12 protein-coding genes, 1 tRNA gene and 2 pseudogenes are annotated in these 15,939 nt (G+C 65.1%); 8 read left to right on the forward strand and 7 right to left on the reverse strand.

Going from position 1 to position 15,939, the window contains the following annotated elements; all coding sequences use genetic code 11:
- Positions 1-98: 98 nt before the first annotated feature.
- The gene (locus tag BG90_RS12260; RefSeq protein WP_045568147.1) at positions 99-1,217 is read left to right on the forward strand and encodes an ABC transporter ATP-binding protein; all 1,119 of its coding nucleotides are present in this window, start codon (positions 99-101) and stop codon (positions 1,215-1,217) included.
- 167 nt (positions 1,218-1,384) lie between these two features.
- On the opposite strand, the gene BG90_RS12265 is transcribed toward BG90_RS12260, so the two are convergent.
- From BG90_RS12265 to trxB, 3 genes are all read right to left on the reverse strand, one after another.
- On the reverse strand, positions 1,385-2,005 hold the full coding sequence (locus BG90_RS12265) for a trimeric intracellular cation channel family protein (RefSeq protein ID WP_010116607.1): 621 nt from the start codon (positions 2,003-2,005) through the stop codon (positions 1,385-1,387).
- Entirely contained in the window at positions 1,995-2,774 is a 780-nt protein-coding gene (locus BG90_RS12270) for a Smr/MutS family protein (protein WP_045568148.1), read from the reverse strand. The genes BG90_RS12265 and BG90_RS12270 overlap by 11 nt, the downstream gene beginning before the upstream one ends.
- Before the next feature lie 149 nt (positions 2,775-2,923).
- On the reverse strand, positions 2,924-3,886 hold the full coding sequence (gene trxB, locus BG90_RS12275) for a thioredoxin-disulfide reductase (RefSeq protein ID WP_010116597.1): 963 nt from the start codon (positions 3,884-3,886) through the stop codon (positions 2,924-2,926).
- 320 nt (positions 3,887-4,206) lie between these two features.
- Here trxB and BG90_RS12280 point away from each other — a divergent pair, with 320 nt between their 5' ends.
- The 3 genes from BG90_RS12280 to BG90_RS12290 all read left to right on the forward strand — a co-directional run bounded on the left by BG90_RS12280 (position 4,207) and on the right by BG90_RS12290 (position 8,766).
- The gene (locus tag BG90_RS12280) at positions 4,207-6,513 is read left to right on the forward strand and encodes a DNA translocase FtsK (protein WP_010116596.1); all 2,307 of its coding nucleotides are present in this window, start codon (positions 4,207-4,209) and stop codon (positions 6,511-6,513) included.
- 58 nt (positions 6,514-6,571) lie between these two features.
- A complete protein-coding gene (gene lolA / locus BG90_RS12285) occupies positions 6,572-7,282 on the forward strand; it encodes an outer membrane lipoprotein chaperone LolA (protein ID WP_010105704.1) in 711 nt (236 codons plus the stop codon).
- Positions 7,283-7,455: 173 nt separating this feature from the next.
- Positions 7,456-8,766: a replication-associated recombination protein A gene (locus BG90_RS12290; protein ID WP_010116594.1), complete on the forward strand. Its 1,311-nt coding sequence runs from the start codon at positions 7,456-7,458 to the stop codon at positions 8,764-8,766.
- Positions 8,767-8,784: 18 nt separating this feature from the next.
- Here the strand turns inward: BG90_RS12290 and BG90_RS12295 are convergent, their stop codons facing one another.
- Positions 8,785-9,051, reverse strand: a complete 267-nt coding sequence (locus BG90_RS12295; protein WP_010105701.1) for a DUF2164 domain-containing protein — start codon at positions 9,049-9,051, stop codon at positions 8,785-8,787.
- Between the two features lie 207 nt (positions 9,052-9,258).
- Here BG90_RS12295 and serS point away from each other — a divergent pair, with 207 nt between their 5' ends.
- The 3 genes from serS (at position 9,259) to BG90_RS32620 (ending at position 11,821) form a co-directional block, all read left to right on the forward strand.
- A complete protein-coding gene (serS, locus tag BG90_RS12300; protein WP_010116593.1) occupies positions 9,259-10,560 on the forward strand; it encodes a serine--tRNA ligase in 1,302 nt (433 codons plus the stop codon).
- A gap of 111 nt (positions 10,561-10,671) precedes the next feature.
- Positions 10,672-10,762, forward strand: a tRNA-Ser gene (locus BG90_RS12305).
- Positions 10,763-11,009: 247 nt separating this feature from the next.
- Positions 11,010-11,821 (forward strand): IS5 family transposase gene (locus BG90_RS32620; RefSeq protein WP_181911579.1). Its coding sequence is split into 2 segments (ribosomal slippage): positions 11,010-11,358 and positions 11,358-11,821, totalling 813 coding nucleotides; the frame shifts between segments, so codons are not numbered across the junction.
- 521 nt (positions 11,822-12,342) lie between these two features.
- On the opposite strand, the pseudogene BG90_RS32625 reads toward BG90_RS32620, so the two are convergent.
- The 3 genes and pseudogenes from BG90_RS32625 to BG90_RS12320 all read right to left on the reverse strand — a co-directional run.
- Positions 12,343-12,510, reverse strand: a pseudogene (locus tag BG90_RS32625) (integrase core domain-containing protein); the annotation flags it as partial.
- Between the two features lie 38 nt (positions 12,511-12,548).
- Complete coding sequence (locus BG90_RS12315; RefSeq protein ID WP_045568149.1) at positions 12,549-13,817, reverse strand: IS256 family transposase; 1,269 nt, start codon at positions 13,815-13,817, stop codon at positions 12,549-12,551.
- 58 nt (positions 13,818-13,875) lie between these two features.
- Positions 13,876-14,930: pseudogene (locus tag BG90_RS12320) on the reverse strand (IS3 family transposase); the annotation flags it as partial.
- A gap of 285 nt (positions 14,931-15,215) precedes the next feature.
- Here BG90_RS12320 and BG90_RS12330 point away from each other — a divergent pair.
- Positions 15,216-15,581, forward strand: a complete 366-nt coding sequence (locus BG90_RS12330; RefSeq protein WP_010105699.1) for a hypothetical protein — start codon at positions 15,216-15,218, stop codon at positions 15,579-15,581.
- Positions 15,582-15,939 lie beyond the last annotated feature (358 nt).

The following is a 15,939-nucleotide window of genomic DNA, read 5'->3' on the forward strand; positions in this document are numbered from 1 at the left end:
GGGACGCCCGACGCGAACATGCAGGCGCCGCGCGCGGCGCAACGATACGAGACACGACGCGGCGCACGCGCGCCGCACTGAGACAGAGGATTCACAGCATGGCAAGCCTTTCCATCCGTGACGTGTACAAGACCTACCCGAACGGGGTGCCCGTCCTCAAGGGCGTCGACATCGACATCGAGGACGGCCAGTTCCTGATTCTCGTCGGCGGTTCGGGCTGCGGGAAGTCGACGCTCCTCAACATGATCGCGGGCCTCGAGACCGTGACGAAGGGCGAGATCCGGATCGGCGACAAGGTCGTCAACGACCTGTCGCCGAAGGATCGCGACATCGCGATGGTGTTCCAGTCGTACGCGCTGTATCCGTCGATGACGGTGCGCGAGAACATCTCGTTCGGCCTCAACATCCGCAAGGTGGCGAAGAGCGAGCAGAAGAGCATCGTCGACCGCGTCTCCGCGATGCTGCAGATCGAGCACCTGCTCGACCGCAAGCCGGGCCAGCTGTCGGGCGGCCAGCGGCAGCGCGTCGCGATGGGCCGCGCGCTCGCGCGCGATCCGTCGCTGTTCCTGTTCGACGAGCCGCTGTCGAACCTCGACGCGAAGCTGCGCATCGAGATGCGCGCCGAGATCAAGCTGCTGCACCAGCGCCTCGGCACGACGATCGTCTACGTGACGCACGACCAGATCGAGGCGATGACGCTCGGCGACCGGATCGCGGTGATGAAGGACGGCGTCGTCCAGCAGTTCGGCGCGCCGCAGGAAATCTACGATTCGCCGTCGAACCTGTTCGTCGCGGGCTTCATCGGCGCGCCGCCGATGAACTTCATCAACGGCAAGCTCGTCGAGCAGGGGAGCGGCGTCGGCATCGAGCTCGACACGGGCGCGATGCGCGGCGTGCTGAACCTGCCGTTCGACGCGAAGCGGATGAACGGCCACGTCGGCCGCGACGTGATCCTCGGGCTGCGGCCGGAGCGGATCACCGATGCGAGGAGCGCGCACAACGGCGAGAGCTCGCGGCTGCAGCCGGTCGACGTGACGGTCGACGTGACCGAGCCGACCGGCCCGGACACGCACGTGTTCGCGCAGGTCAACGGCAAGCGGATCGTGAGCCGCGTGCACCCGGCCGCCGATCCGAAGCCGCAGCAGAAGCTGTCGCTGTTGTTCGACGTGTCGAAGGCGGTGCTGTTCGATCCGTCGACGGAGGCGCGGATCGCGTGATCCGGCGCGTGGGCGGCGCCCGATGGCGGCGCGGCTTGCGCGAAGCGTTCGCCGTGCGCCGCTATGTCGATCGCAGGTGATCCGGGCGATGGCGGGACGAAGTAAGGGAAGAGAAGGGCGGCCGTGCGTGCACGGGCCGCCCTTTTTGTTCCGCGCATCGTGCGCGGCTAGTGCGGCAGCCGAATGTCGAGCTTGTACGTGACGACCCGCGCGACGAGGATGAAGCCCGTCGCCGCGAGCACGCTGTAGACGGCATCGATGCGCAGCCAGACGAGCAGCAGATAGACCCAGCAGCCGGCGAACGCGCAGGTCGCATAGGGCCGCGAATCGCGCAGGATCAGCGGGATGTCGTTGCACAGCACGTCGCGGATGATCCCGCCGAAGACGCCGGTCGTCACGCCCATCATCGCGGCGACGAACCACGGCATTTGCGCGTCGAGCGCGATCGACGTGCCGGAGATGCTGAAGATGCCGAGGCCGACGGCGTCGGCGACGAGCAGCAGCCGTTCCGCGGAGAGCCGCGACGCCATCCTGAGCAGGAGCGGCGCGACGAGCGACAGGCCGAAGATCGCGATCACGTAGCCCTGATGCTCGACCCAATAGAACGGACGCCGCTCGAGCAGCACGTCGCGCATCGTGCCGCCGCCGAACGCGGTCGCGAGCGCGACGACGAACGTGCCGACCGAGTCGAGCCGGTTCTTGCGCGCCTCGACGAAGCCCGAGATAGCGAACGCGAGGGTCGCGATCGCCTCGAGGACCGCGATCGCGAGCGTGAGCCTAGGATGCACGCGGCCGCCGGTCGCCACTCGGCGCCGGAGACGGCTGAAGCAGCACGAGCACCGCGCCCGCGCCGCCGTCGTGGCCGCGCGCCTGGCAGAACGCGATCACCTCGTCCTTCTGCACGAGCCACGCGCGCACCTTGCCTTTCAGCACCGGCTCCTTGCCGGCCGAGCCGAGCCCCTTGCCGTGGATCACGCGCAGGCAGCGCAGGCCTTTCTTGCCCGCTTCGCGGATGAATTCGGCGAGCGCATCGCGCGCCTCGTCGCGCCGCATCCCGTGCAGATCGAGCTGCGCCTGGACGATCCACGCGCCGCTTCTCAGCTTGCGCACGACGTCGCGGCTCACGCCGGGGCGGTGGTAGTAAAGCGTCTCGTCGGTGTCGAGCAGCGTCTCGGGATCGAATTCGTCGGACAAGGTCTCGGACAGCACCGCTTCCTCGTCTTGCCGCGTGTGCTTCGGCACGGGCTCGGGCGGCGGGCGGCCGCTCTCGGCGCGCGGCGGCGCGGCGAGCGGCGTGATCTCGCCGATCTCGCGGCGGAACAGATCGGCGTCCGCGGCGGACCGGCGGGCGGCCTGTTTCGCCCGCGCCGCTTCGCGCGTGCGGCGCTCGGATTCGCCCGCGAGCGTCGCGCGCAGCGCGCCGAGCCCGGCCAGGCCCTGGCCGCGGAGCGCGGCGGGCGGCGGAGGCGGGCTCGCGGGCGCGGGAGTCGGTTCGACGGCCCGTGCGGCGGCTTGCCGCTTCGCGGGGTCGCTCGGATGAGGCTGGTTCTTCGCCATGATGAATCGGATGCGGATGGGCGGGCGCGCCGACGCTGCGGTTTCGCCCGACGGACATGAAAAAGCCGCTGCGCGATGCACAGCGGCTGTGGTGTTCCAGACCCGGCAGGCGGCGCGCGGCGACGCCATTGTAGCGCCGCGCGGCGCGCTTACTTGCGGTCGTGCAGGCTTTCGAGATAGCGCTGCGCGTCGAGCGCCGCCATGCAGCCCGTGCCCGCGCTCGTGATCGCCTGACGGTAGATGTGGTCCTGCACGTCGCCCGCCGCGAACACGCCCGGCACGCTCGTGCCCGTCGCGTTGCCCGACAGGCCGCTGTTCGTGATGATGTAGCCGTCCTTCATCTCGAGCTGGCCCTTGAAGATGTCGGTGTTCGGCTTGTGGCCGATCGCGATGAAGAGGCCCTGCACCGCGACGTCCTCGGTCGCGCCCGTCTTCGCGTGCTTGATGCGCACGCCCGTCACGCCGGAATCGTCGCCCGTCACTTCGTCGAGCACGTGGTCCCACTTGATCTCGACGACGCCTTCCTTCTCCTTCTCGAGCAGACGGTCGACGAGGATCGGCTCCGCGCGGAACTTGTCGCGGCGGTGGATCACCGTGACCTTCTTCGCGATGCCCGTCAGGTAGAGGGCTTCCTCGACGGCCGTGTTGCCGCCGCCGACGACGGCGACGTCCTGGCCGCGGTAGAAGAAGCCGTCGCAGGTCGCGCAGGCCGATACGCCGCGGCCCATGAACGCTTCTTCCGACGACAGGCCGAGATACTGCGCGGACGCGCCCGTCGCGATGACGAGCGCGTCGCACGTGTATTCGCCCGAGTCGCCGATGAGGCGGATCGGCTTCTCGTGCAGCTTCGCCGTGTGGATGTGGTCGAACACGATTTCGGTGTTGAAGCGCTCAGCGTGCGCGAGGAAGCGCTGCATCAGCTCCGGGCCCTGCACGCCGTCCGGATCGGCCGGCCAGTTTTCGACGTCGGTCGTCGTCATCAGTTGGCCGCCTTGCGCGATGCCCGTGATCAGGAGGGGCGACAGGTTCGCGCGGGCCGCATAGACGGCCGCCGTGTAGCCGGCGGGGCCGGAGCCGAGAATCAGGACTTTCGCGTGTTTGGGCGTGGACATGTGCAGGATCCGTAAAAAGCGGCCGGCCGGGCGGATGACGCCGCCGGGCGGCACGTTGCGAGCGGGATACCGTCGCAGATGGGTGCAAAGCTCGCATTATAAAGGCCTGCTTGCTGCGCCGCCGAATGGACTTTTCAATCGGCGCGATAGCGTCGCGCCGCGTCCGTCTGTGGTAGCGCGTGCACATTTCCGGCGCGAACCGGCCGGGCGTTACCGTCATTTACACTTGGCGCGGCGGCGCAGCGTTTACAATAGATCGGACCGAACGATCGGCGGCCCTGCCGCGCGCAGGCCGCCTCATCGCCCCTCTTGACGGATTCATGGCAAAAGCACCTTACACCGCTCAGGCCCAAGCGCTGCCGCATCGCATGTCGCGCCTACTGACCGAGATCCGCTGGATCCTCCAGGTCGCGCTGCTCGCGTTCCTGCTGATGGCGCTCCTGAGCTACAGCCGGCGCGATCCGAGCTGGACGCACGCCGCGCAGGTCGATCACATCGCAAACTGGGCAGGGCGGGTCGGCGCGTGGACGGCCGACATCATGCTGCTGCTCTTCGGCCTGTCCGCCTATTGGCTCATCGTGCTGCTCGGGCGGCGCGTCGCCGCGAGCTACCGCCGGATCACCCGGCACGACGCGCTGCCCGACGAGCCGGAAAAGCCGGCGGGCTGGCTCGCCGAAGGCTTCGCGTTCGTCCTCGTGCTGCTCGCGAGCGACGGCATCGAGGCGCTCAGGATGTGGTCGCTGAAAGTGCAGCTGCCGCGCGCGCCGGGCGGCGTCGTCGGCGAGACGGTCGCGCGCGGCGTGTCGCACGCGTTCGGCTTCACGGGCGGCACGCTCGCGCTTCTGATCGCGCTCGCGATCGGGCTGTCGCTGTATTTCCGCTTTTCGTGGCTGTCGGTCGCCGAGCGCGTCGGCGACGCGATCATCAATGCGTTCACGCTCGCGAAGCTGCGCCGCGAGGCCGAGCGCGACCGCAAGCTTGGCGAGGCCGCGGCCGTCAAGCGCGAAGGCAAGGTCGAGGAGGAGCGCGTGCGGATCGAGGAGCACGAGCCCGTCACGATCGTGCCGCCCGTCGTCACGCCGGCGAAGTCCGAGCGCGCCGAGAAGGAGCGCCAGCAGCCGCTCTTCACCGATCTGCCGGGCGATTCGACGCTGCCCGCGATCTCGCTGCTTGATCCCGCGTCCGTGTCGCAGGAGACGATCTCCGCCGACACGCTCGAGTTCACGTCGCGCCTCATCGAGAAGAAGCTGAAGGACTTCGGCGTCGAGGTGAGCGTCGTCGCCGCGTATCCGGGGCCCGTCGTCACCCGCTACGAAATCGAGCCCGCGACGGGCGTGAAGGGCAGCCAGATCGTCAATCTGTCGAAGGATCTCGCGCGCTCGCTGTCGCTCGTGTCGATCCGCGTCGTCGAGACGATCCCCGGCAAGAACTACATGGCGCTCGAACTGCCGAACCAGCGCCGCCAGACCGTGCGCCTGTCCGAAATCCTCGGCTCCGAGGTCTACGCGGACGCGCCGTCGATGCTCACGATCGGCCTCGGCAAGGACATCGGCGGCAAGCCCGTGTGCGCGGATCTCGCGAAGATGCCGCACCTGCTCGTCGCCGGCACGACGGGCTCGGGCAAGTCGGTCGGGATCAACGCGATGATCCTGTCGCTGCTCTACAAGGCGAGCGCCGAGCAGGTGCGCCTGATCCTGATCGATCCGAAGATGCTCGAAATGAGCGTCTACGAAGGGATTCCGCATCTGCTGTGCCCGGTCGTCACCGATATGCGCCAGGCGGGCCACGCGCTCAACTGGACGGTCGCCGAGATGGAGCGCCGCTACAAGCTGATGAGCAAGCTTGGCGTGCGCAACCTCGCCGGCTACAACAACAAGATCGAAGACGCGAAGAAGCGGGAAGAGAAGATCCCGAATCCGTTCAGCCTGACGCCGGACGATCCGGAGCCGCTCGGCCGGCTGCCGCACATCGTCGTCGTGATCGACGAGCTCGCCGATCTGATGATGGTCGTCGGCAAGAAGGTCGAAGAGCTGATCGCGCGGATCGCGCAGAAGGCGCGCGCGGCCGGCATCCACCTGATTCTCGCGACGCAGCGGCCGTCGGTCGACGTGATCACGGGCCTCATCAAGGCGAACGTGCCGACGCGGATCGCGTTCCAGGTGTCGTCGAAGATCGATTCGCGCACGATTCTCGACCAGATGGGCGCCGAATCGCTGCTCGGCCAGGGCGACATGCTGTACCTGCCGCCCGGCGGCGGGCTGCCCGTGCGCGTGCACGGCGCGTTCGTGTCGGACGACGAGGTGCACCGCGTCGTCGAGAGGTTGAAGGAGCACGGCGAGCCGAACTATGTCGAAGGCCTCCTCGAAGGCGGCACGGTCGACGGCGACGAAGGCTCGGGCGCGGGAACGGGCGACGCGAACGGCGAGTCTGATCCGCTGTACGACCAGGCGGTCGAGATCGTCATCAAGAACCGGCGCGCGTCGATCTCGCTCGTGCAGCGCCATTTGCGGATCGGCTACAACCGCGCGGCGCGGCTGCTCGAGCAGATGGAGCAGTCCGGGCTCGTGTCGGCGATGTCGTCGAGCGGGAATCGCGAAATCCTCGTGCCCGCGCGCGACGCCGAATGAATCCGCGCCGGCGCGGTCGGTCGACGGTGCGCCGGCCGTCTACGGAGAAAACCTCAATATGCAGCATCAGTCGTTGGCAGTTCACACCGGTTCGGGTCTTGCGCCGAAGCGCACGCTCGCACGCACGTTGCGCGCGGCGCTCGCCGGCGCGGCGCTCGCGCTCGTCGCGTCGCACGCGTTCGCGAGCGGCACCGAGCAGCTGAGGGCGTTCGTGTCGAAGGTCCACGCGGCGAAGGGCGACTTCACGCAGCAGATCGTCAAGGCGCCGTCGAAGGCGGCGAGCGGCGCGGTGCCGACCGTCAAGCCGACCGACAACTCGAGCGGCAGCTTCGTGTTCTCGCGGCCCGGCAAATTCATCTGGACGTATCAGAAGCCGTACCAGCAGGTATTGCAGGCCGACGGCGACAAGCTCTACGTGTACGACAAGGACCTGAACCAGGTCACCGAGCGCAAGCTCGCGGGCGCGCTCGGCGCGAGCCCGGCCGCGATCCTGTTCGGCAGCAACGATCTCGAGAAGAACTACACGCTGCGCGACGCCGGCGAGAAGGGCGGGATCGATTGGCTCGAGATGGTGCCGAAGGCGCAGGACACGCAGTTCCAGCGGATCGGCATCGGCTTCAGGAACGGCGTGCTCGCCGCGATGGAGCTGCACGACGTGTTCGGCAACGTGACGCTCCTCACGTTCACCAATATTCAGACGAATCCGCCGCTCAAGGCCGACCAGTTCAAGTTCGTCGTGCCGAAGGGCGCGGACGTCGTGACCGGCTGAGCGCGGCCGGCCTCGCGCCTCATCGACCGACGACCGGGCCCGCCAGCGATGGCGGGCCCGGTTCGCTTCGGGGCGGCGCGGCCGGGGGCGTGGCGTCGCGCCGCGCGGCTGTCATAATGTCCGGTCCGGCGGCGAATGCGTGCCGCCATCGTTTTTCGTGGGAGCCAAGGTCCATGTCCGACCTGTTTGCAGTCGAACCGCGCCGGCCGCTCGCCGAGGCGCTGCGCCCGAAGACGCTCGCCGACGTGATCGGCCAGACGCATCTTCTCGGCGAAGGCAAGCCGCTTCGGCTCGCGTTCGAATCGGGCAAGCCGCATTCGATGATCCTCTGGGGGCCGCCCGGCGTCGGCAAGACGACGCTCGCGCGCCTGACCGCGCTCGCGTTCGATTGCGAGTTCATCGCGCTGTCCGCGGTGCTGGGCGGCGTGAAGGACATCCGCGAAGCGATGGATCAGGCGCGCGACACGCTGAACCGCACCGGCCGCCACACGATCCTGTTCGTCGACGAAATCCACCGCTTCAACAAGGCGCAGCAGGACGCGCTGTTGCCGTTCGTCGAATCGGGGCTCGTCACGTTCATCGGCGCGACGACCGAGAATCCGAGCTTCGAGGTGAACTCGGCGCTTCTGTCGCGCGCGCAGGTGTACGTGCTCAAGTCGCTCACGGAAGACGAGCTCCGCCAGCTGCTCGCGCGCGCGCAGGACACGGCGCTCGCCGGGCTCGCCTTCGAAGACAAGGCGGTCGACACGCTCGTCGGCTACGCGGACGGCGACGCGCGGCGCTTCCTGAACCTGCTCGAGCAGGCGCAGACGGCGGCGACGTCCGCGGGCGTGACGACGATCGACGCGGCGTTCGTCGAGAGCGCGATGACGATGAACGCGCGCCGCTTCGACAAGGGCGGCGACAACTTCTACGACCAGATCTCCGCGCTGCACAAGTCGGTGCGCGGCTCGAATCCGGACGGCGCGCTGTATTGGTTCTGCCGGATGCTCGACGGCGGCGCCGATCCGAAGTACCTCGCGCGGCGCGTCGTGCGGATGGCGTGGGAGGACATCGGCCTCGCCGATCCGCGCGCGATGCAGATCGCGAACGACGCGGCCGGGACCTACGAGCGGCTCGGTTCGCCGGAGGGCGAGCTCGCGCTCGCGCAGGCGGTGCTCTATCTCGCGTGCGCGGCGAAGAGCAACGCCGGCTACAACGCGTTCAACGAGGCGATGGCGTTCGTGCGGCAGGACAAGTCGCGCGAGGTGCCGGTGCATCTGCGCAACGCGCCGACGAAGCTGATGAAGGAGCTCGGCTACGGCCACGCGTACCGCTATGCGCACGACGAGCCGAACGCGTACGCGGCGGGCGAGACCTATCTGCCGGACGGGATGCGCGAGCCGCGCTGGTACAAGCCGGTGCCGCGCGGGCTCGAGACGAAGATCGCCGACAAGCTCGCCTGGCTGCGCGAGCTCGACAAGGACGCCGGCAAGAAGGATTAGCGCGTCGGCCGGCCGACGTCAGCGCTTGCGGCCCGGCTGCTTCTTCCAGTATTCGAACGGCGGTTCGTGACATTCGATGTCGAGCTCGGCGACGCGCGCTTGCAGGCGCTCCTGAGCATCGGCGATCGCGAGGTTGTAGATCGCCGGTGCGATCTCCTCGACGAAGAAATGAAGCAGCGCGCCGGCCTGGATGTTGCCGATCGGCTCGTCCATGTTCTCGGCGAAATAGCGTTGCAGCGACGCGATTGCTTGGTCGCGCACGTCCTTGTCCAGTTCGATGGCCATCGATTCTCCGGTGTCGGCCAGCGTTGGCGCCTGAGCGCTTACTCTGGTCCCATGCAAAGCGGCTTCCCGGCACGCGATGCGCAAGCCGGCAGCGCGATATTGCCATGGGCGGCGCCGCGTTTGCGCTGCCGCCCGTCGAGCGTGCGCCGTGGCGGGCGCGCGGTGCGTTAGAATTCGCGTCTTACACAACGATTTTCCTGTCCTCCCATGCTCGACATCCAGTTGCTGCGCAAAGACCTCGACGGCGTCGCGAAGCGCCTCGCCGATCGCGGCTACACCCTCGACGTCGCTGCGTTCTCCTCGCTCGAAGCGGAACGCCGTGCGATCCAGACCCGCACCGAAGAACTGCAGGCGCGTCGCAACAGCCTCTCGAAGCAGATCGGCGCGATGAAGGGGCGGGGCGAGGACACGTCGGCGGTGATGGCCGAAGTGGGCGGCATCGGCGACGAGATGAAGGCGTCGGCGGTGAAGCTCGACGAGATCCAGGCGCGCCTGTCCGACCTGATGCTGCAGATGCCGAACCTGCCGCACGAGAGCGTGCCCGTCGGCCGGGACGAGACGGAGAACGTCGAGGTGCGCCGCTGGGGCGCGCCGCGACAGTTCGATTTCGACGTGAAGGATCACGTCGACGTCGGCACCCCGCTCGGCCTCGATTTCGAGACGGGCGCGAAGCTGTCGGGTGCGCGCTTCACGGTGCTGCGCGGGCCGATCGCGCGCCTGCATCGCGCGCTCGCGCAGTTCATGCTCGACACGCACACGCTGCAGCACGGCTACAGCGAGACGTACACGCCGTACATCGTCAATCCGGACGTGCTGTACGGCACGGGCCAGCTGCCGAAGTTCGCGGACGACATGTTCCGCGTCGAGAAGGGCGGGGCGGAGAACACAGTCACGCAATACCTGATTTCGACATCCGAAATCTCGCTGACGAACACCGTGCGCGACACGATCGTCGATGCGGCCGCGTTGCCGATCAAGCTGACCGCGCATTCGCCGTGCTTCCGGTCGGAGGCGGGCTCCTACGGCCGCGACACGCGCGGGATGATCCGCCAGCACCAGTTCGACAAGGTCGAGATGGTGCAGATCGTCGCGCCGGAGGCGTCGTATGCGGCGCTCGACGAGATGGTCGGCCATGCGGAGACGATCCTGCAGAAACTCGAGCTGCCGTACCGCGTGATCACGCTGTGCACGGGCGACATGGGCTTCGCCGCGGCGAAGACGTTCGACCTCGAAGTGTGGCTGCCCGCGCAGAACACGTATCGCGAGATCTCGAGCTGCTCGAACACCGAATCGTTCCAGGCGCGCCGGATGCAGGCGCGGTTCCGCAATGCGCAGGGCAAGCCGGAACTCGTGCATACGCTGAACGGCTCGGGCCTCGCGGTCGGCCGCACGCTCGTCGCGGTGCTGGAGAACTACCAGAACGCCGACGGCTCGGTGACGGTGCCTGTCGCGCTGCGGCCGTACATGGGCGGTGTCGAGCGGATCGACGCGCCGTCGAACGCGGCCTGAGTGGGCGCCCGAGTGGCTTCAAGAAATATTTGAAGAAAAAACTTGGAAGTCTGCGAAGAGTTGTTCTATAATCTTCGCTTCGCCGGGGCGACCTACCGGTGAGCGAAAGAAGGAAAGGTGGCAGAGAGGTCGAATGCGCCGGACTCGAAATCCGGTATACGGTTATACCGTATCGTGGGTTCGAATCCCACCCTTTCCGCCAGATGCATGCGAAAGACCCCGTAAAGTCAATGACTTGCGGGGTTTTTTGTTTTCCGGCTCACGAATAGACTCTCAAGCGGGCCATGGTGCAGACAGGGGTTCTGGGATGGCGCTGGAACTGCGCTGGTGCCGTGCATCGCGCGCCGCCCAACTTGCTCCTAAAAAACTCTAACAAAATGAGTGTTTGGGGGCTGTTAACCCGCCGCGCGTTTTGTTAACCTCTTCGTTGTTTCGCTGACGAGGAGGCCATGGCCAAACCGATACTCGATGACGAACTGTGGTCACTGATCCAACCACTGCTGCCTCCACCGAAGTCACGCCGTACGCGATACCCGGGCCGCAAGCCGCTGGACGATCGCGCCGTGCTGACCGGCATCCTGTTTGTGCTGCAATCCGGTATTCCCTGGGAAATGCTTCCGCAGGAAATGGGCTGCGGCTCGGGCATGAGCTGCTGGCGCAGACTGCGCGACTGGCAACAGGCGGGCGTCTGGGACCGGCTGCACGAAGTATTGCTGGCGAAACTTCGTGCAGCCGATCGCATCGACTGGTCGCGTGTGGTTATCGATTCGTCCTCCATTCGTGCAGTGGGATCGGGTCAAAAACAGGACCCAATCCCACTGATCGGGCGCGACCCGGTTCAAAGCACCATCTCGTTACCGAAGCGCAGGGCATCCCGCTCGCGCTGATCCTCACGGGTGCCAATCGCAACGACGTCACCCAACTGCTGCCTCTGATCGAGGCCATTCCGCCCATTCGTGGCAAGCGCGGGAGGCCTCTGTCAAAGCCCGTCGTTGTGCAGGCCGATCGCGGTTACGACCACGACAAATATCGTAAGCCCTTGCACGCTGCCGGTATCGCCACGCAGATCGCACGCCGTGGTGAGCCCCACGGCAGCGGCCTCGGCAAGACCCGGTGGGTCGTCGAGCGCACCTTCGCGTGGCTGCACAACTTCAGACGCCTGCGCATTCGATTCGAGCGCCTTGCCTCCATACACGAGGCGTTCATGAAAATCGCCGCCTGCATCATCTGCTGGCGACACCTTCAAAAATCATTCTGTTAGCGCTTCTTGCAATCACGAGCGCCCGAATATGGCATTGGGCGGTTTTACCCCGAAGCAGCGGCTGGCCATGGCCGCTTAGTTTCTACTTCTGCCTGCCGTGGAAAACGGGGGTATTACCCAGCATGCAATCGTCTCAAAAAAGATGTCCAAGTCCTTGATCTGTCTAGGGGACCAAAGACACCTTTTCTGAGAGCCCACAGCTGTTGTTGTCTTTCGGAAAAGATGTCCGTGGTCTCGATGTGTTGTCAGCGAATAAGAGACTGCCATCGAGGCAACTCACCGCTCACGCAGGCTGAGGTCTGACTGCAATATGTCCGCCTCACGGAAGCTGTCTATCGCACGGAAATCTTCGAGGTGCCCGTGCGCGACGGGCGGCAGATTCGCGTGCGGGCCTATTGGCCATTCGGCACGGGAGACTGCGGGTCGCGGCAGCCAGCTATCGTTTATGCGCACGGCGGCGGGTAATGCAATGGGCGCGCTCGACCCTGTCTGGAGTTGACCCTGTAATCCCGGACACAGCATCACACTAAGGTTGCTGAATCCATTGAGCGCCGGAACTCGCGAGGCGAGCAGTACTTCAGTGCGCTATGGGGATGCTTTTCGTTGTAATGCTCGAACGCGATGGCCAAGTTGCGTGCAGCAGTCGCTGCGTCCGGCTTCGGCATGAAGGCAACGTAGTCGCGCTGGACGTGTCAGGAATTTCGTGTGCTGAGGCCGGTTAAAAATCTCAGCTGATGGCGGAGGTGAATCGCTCGCCGAACAGAATGGCGAACTGATTGACTGCTTGCCGCCAGGTGATAGGCGGCATCTTCCAATCCTTTTCGATGTTGCGCAAGGCCAGATACAGCAGTTTGCTGGCGGCTTCGTCGCTCGGGAAGTGGCCGCGGTTCTTGACGATCTTGCGCAACTGCATGTGCATGCTCTCGATAGCGTTTGTCGTATATACGATTCGACGCACCTCGGGCGGATAGGCGAAGAAGGGGATTACCTGTTCCCATTGGCGCTGCCACATGGCCGCGACGGTAGGGAATTTGCGCCCCCACTCGCTTTGCGCAAAGGCGTCGAGCGCCGCTGCCGCCGCCTCGGCCGTGGCGGCTTGATAGATCGGCTTGATCGCGGCAGCCAGCGGCTTGCGATCCTTCCAGCTCGCCAGATTCAGCGAATTGCGGATCAGATGCACGATGCAGGTCTGGATTTGGGCGGCCGGATAGACCGCCTCGATCGCTTCGGGGAAGCCGCGCAACCCATCGACCACCGCGATCAGGATGTCGTGCAAGCCGCGGTTCTTCAGCTCGTTGAAGACCTTCAGCCAGAACTTGGCGCCTTCGGTTTGCTCGATCCACAAACCCAGTACTTCCTTGCGGCCGTCGGCGCGGATGCCCAGCGCCAGATAGACCGCCTTGTTCTTGACCGTGCCTTCGTCGCGGATCTTCAGCCGCAGCGCGTCAAAGTACACGATCGGATACATGGCCTCGAGCGGCCGCTGCTGCCACTGTTCGACGTCGGCCAGCACCTCGTCGGTGACCGTCGAAATCAGGTCGGGCGAGACTTGCAACCCGTACAGTTCCAGCAGATGGCCCTGAATCTCGCGAACGCTCATGCCGCGCGCATACATGCTGATCACGTGGTCGTCGAAGCCTGGCAGCCGGCGTTGGTACTTGCCGACCAACTGCGGCTCGAACGTCGCCTGTCGATCGCGCGGAATATCCAGCTTCAGTTCGCCGTTGGGCGTCAGGACCGTCTTGGGGCTGGTGCCGTTGCGGTGGTTACCGGCCCTGCCTTGCTCGGTCTCGGCTTCCAGATGGTGGCTCAACTCGGCCGCGAGCATGCGCTCGGCCAGTTGCTTCTTGAGCTGGCCGGCCAGCCCCGATTCGCCCAGGATCGACTCGGCATCCTTGCCCTGAACCTGGGCAAGCAACTGATCGATCAGCTCATCGGGAAACAGCTTCGGTGCCTTCGGGTTCTTGCTCTTCTTGGTCACGGTTGCTTCGGTCATAGGACATTATTTCCGTTATCGTCTCATGACCTCGGCACACTAAAAATCTGACAGGCTCGTCGCGCTTCATCGTCTTCACGAAGCTCTCGGCCATCCCGTTACTTTGGGGGCTGCGCACCGGCGTGGTCAATGGCTTCAGGCCGAGGGCCGCTGCGAACCGGCGCGTATCGTCGGCCGTATAGCCCGAACCGTTGTCGCTCAGCCACTCGATTTCGGACGGCGTATGCAACTCGTTGCCAAACCGATTTTCCACTGCAGCGAGCATCACGTCGCGCACGATGTCGCCGCTGTGGCCTGCCGTCGTAGCCGCCCAGCTCATCGCTTCGCGGTCGCAGCAGTCCAGCGCGAACGTCACTCGCAGCGGTTCGCCGTTGTCGCAGCGGAACTCGAAGCCATCCGAACACCAACGCTGATTACTGCGCGGCACGGCCACTTTGCCATCGTGCCGACGCTGCGGCCGAGGCGCAGTTGGACGACGTTGCATCAGCAGACCACGAGTGCGCATGATGCGATAGATGCGCTTCGCATTGAACGGCACCTGTCCGGCAGCAATGCGTTCATTGCGTAGCGAGCCCCACACCCTACGATAGCCATAGCTGGGCAAATCGCCGACGACTCGGCGGATTTCTTCGACCACGCTCGCATCGTCGGTCTGCCGCGATTGACGGCCATCGCGCCACGTCGCCGGACGCGACAGTCGTGCCGAAACGTTCGAGCGCGACACGCCGAGAACTTCACAAACCAGTTTCACTGGTCGTCCTCCGGCAGCGAGAGCGAGAGCGCTATCCATTTTTTTGCTCGGCCATACTCGACTGCTTCGCGGAGAATCTCATTCTCCATGGTCTTCTTGCCGAGCATCCGCTGCAGCTCGCGAATCTGCTTGAGTGCATCGGCCAGCTCCGATGCCGGGACCACCTCCTCACCAGCCTTGACCGCTGACAGGCTCCCGTCCTGGTACAGCTTGCGCCAGTGGAACAGCTGGTTTGGGTTCACGCCGTACTGGCGCGCAACCATCGAAACCGACTTCCCCGGCTCGAAACTCTCGCGAACCATCGCCAGCTTCTGCTCCGCCGTCCAGCGCCGCCGACGCTCCGGGCCCGTCAACACTTCCATCACTTCCTGCCTGGTGTTAGTCAAAAACACAGTCTTATGCCTACCCGCTAGTTTAAGTGAGAGGCTATGTCCGGCGTTTCAGGGGGCTGCTCCACGACTGCACATGGCGGCAGCGAGACCAGGGTCAACGACATGTGATTCCCCCGTCATTTTTGGTAGTTGCACCGTCAATGCGAGTACGGCTCAATAGAACAGAGGGCGGTAGGCGGGACCATCTGGCATGCCACGCTTGTTGCCCCCTTCAGATGTTCCTAATGTATGGGTACTTGGTAAAAGGAGAATCACATGAACATCAATGGCACTTATAAATCCCAGGACGGCGCATTCACTCTGACGATCGCCAACGCGAACGAAGGACACGGAACGTTCGGCGGGAGCTATGTCTCGACATACACGCCGCAGGGACAGCAGACCTTTAGCGTGTTTGCGGGAATCTGGAACTACGTGGGCAATCCCGCTATCACGCAAAACAGCATCGCGTTTATCGCGAATATTCGGCCCAACAACTGGCCCTATTGCATCCAGGACAGCTGGAGCGGCGTCATGACGCAGCAAGGACAAATCTTGTTGACGGGTGTCCGTTCATATCTATCTGCGAATGGAACCTACGTGCTGTCTTCATTGGGGACGATGCCCTTTAGCGCCCAATAGGGCCGCGGCCAGACGAGTTCAACCCGACCTCACAACCGCTTGCTCCAGGCGGAAGCCGGCGCGTTGCAATCGACGGCGTACAGCGTCCTCAGTGTCAAAAAAGAGCCCGCGACATGCGGGCTTGTTCATGCCCTACAGCTTTCTCACCTGCAGGAGCAGGTGGGTTTCTGTGCGACTACTGCCGCTCGAATATCCGTTCATTCATGAAGGCAGGAACGACGACAGACCAGAATCGATACAGGTCGTCTTATCCTGCGTCAGCCCGCCGATGAGTGCCGCGTCGCCATTCTCGACGCTGAACGACGATTCGAGCTTGCGCATGTTCTTCGTCGGCGAAACGTTGACGCCGGTCGCAGTG

Origin of the sequence: Burkholderia oklahomensis C6786 (genome assembly GCF_000959365.1) — a bacterium.
Lineage (GTDB): Bacteria > Pseudomonadota > Gammaproteobacteria > Burkholderiales > Burkholderiaceae > Burkholderia > Burkholderia oklahomensis.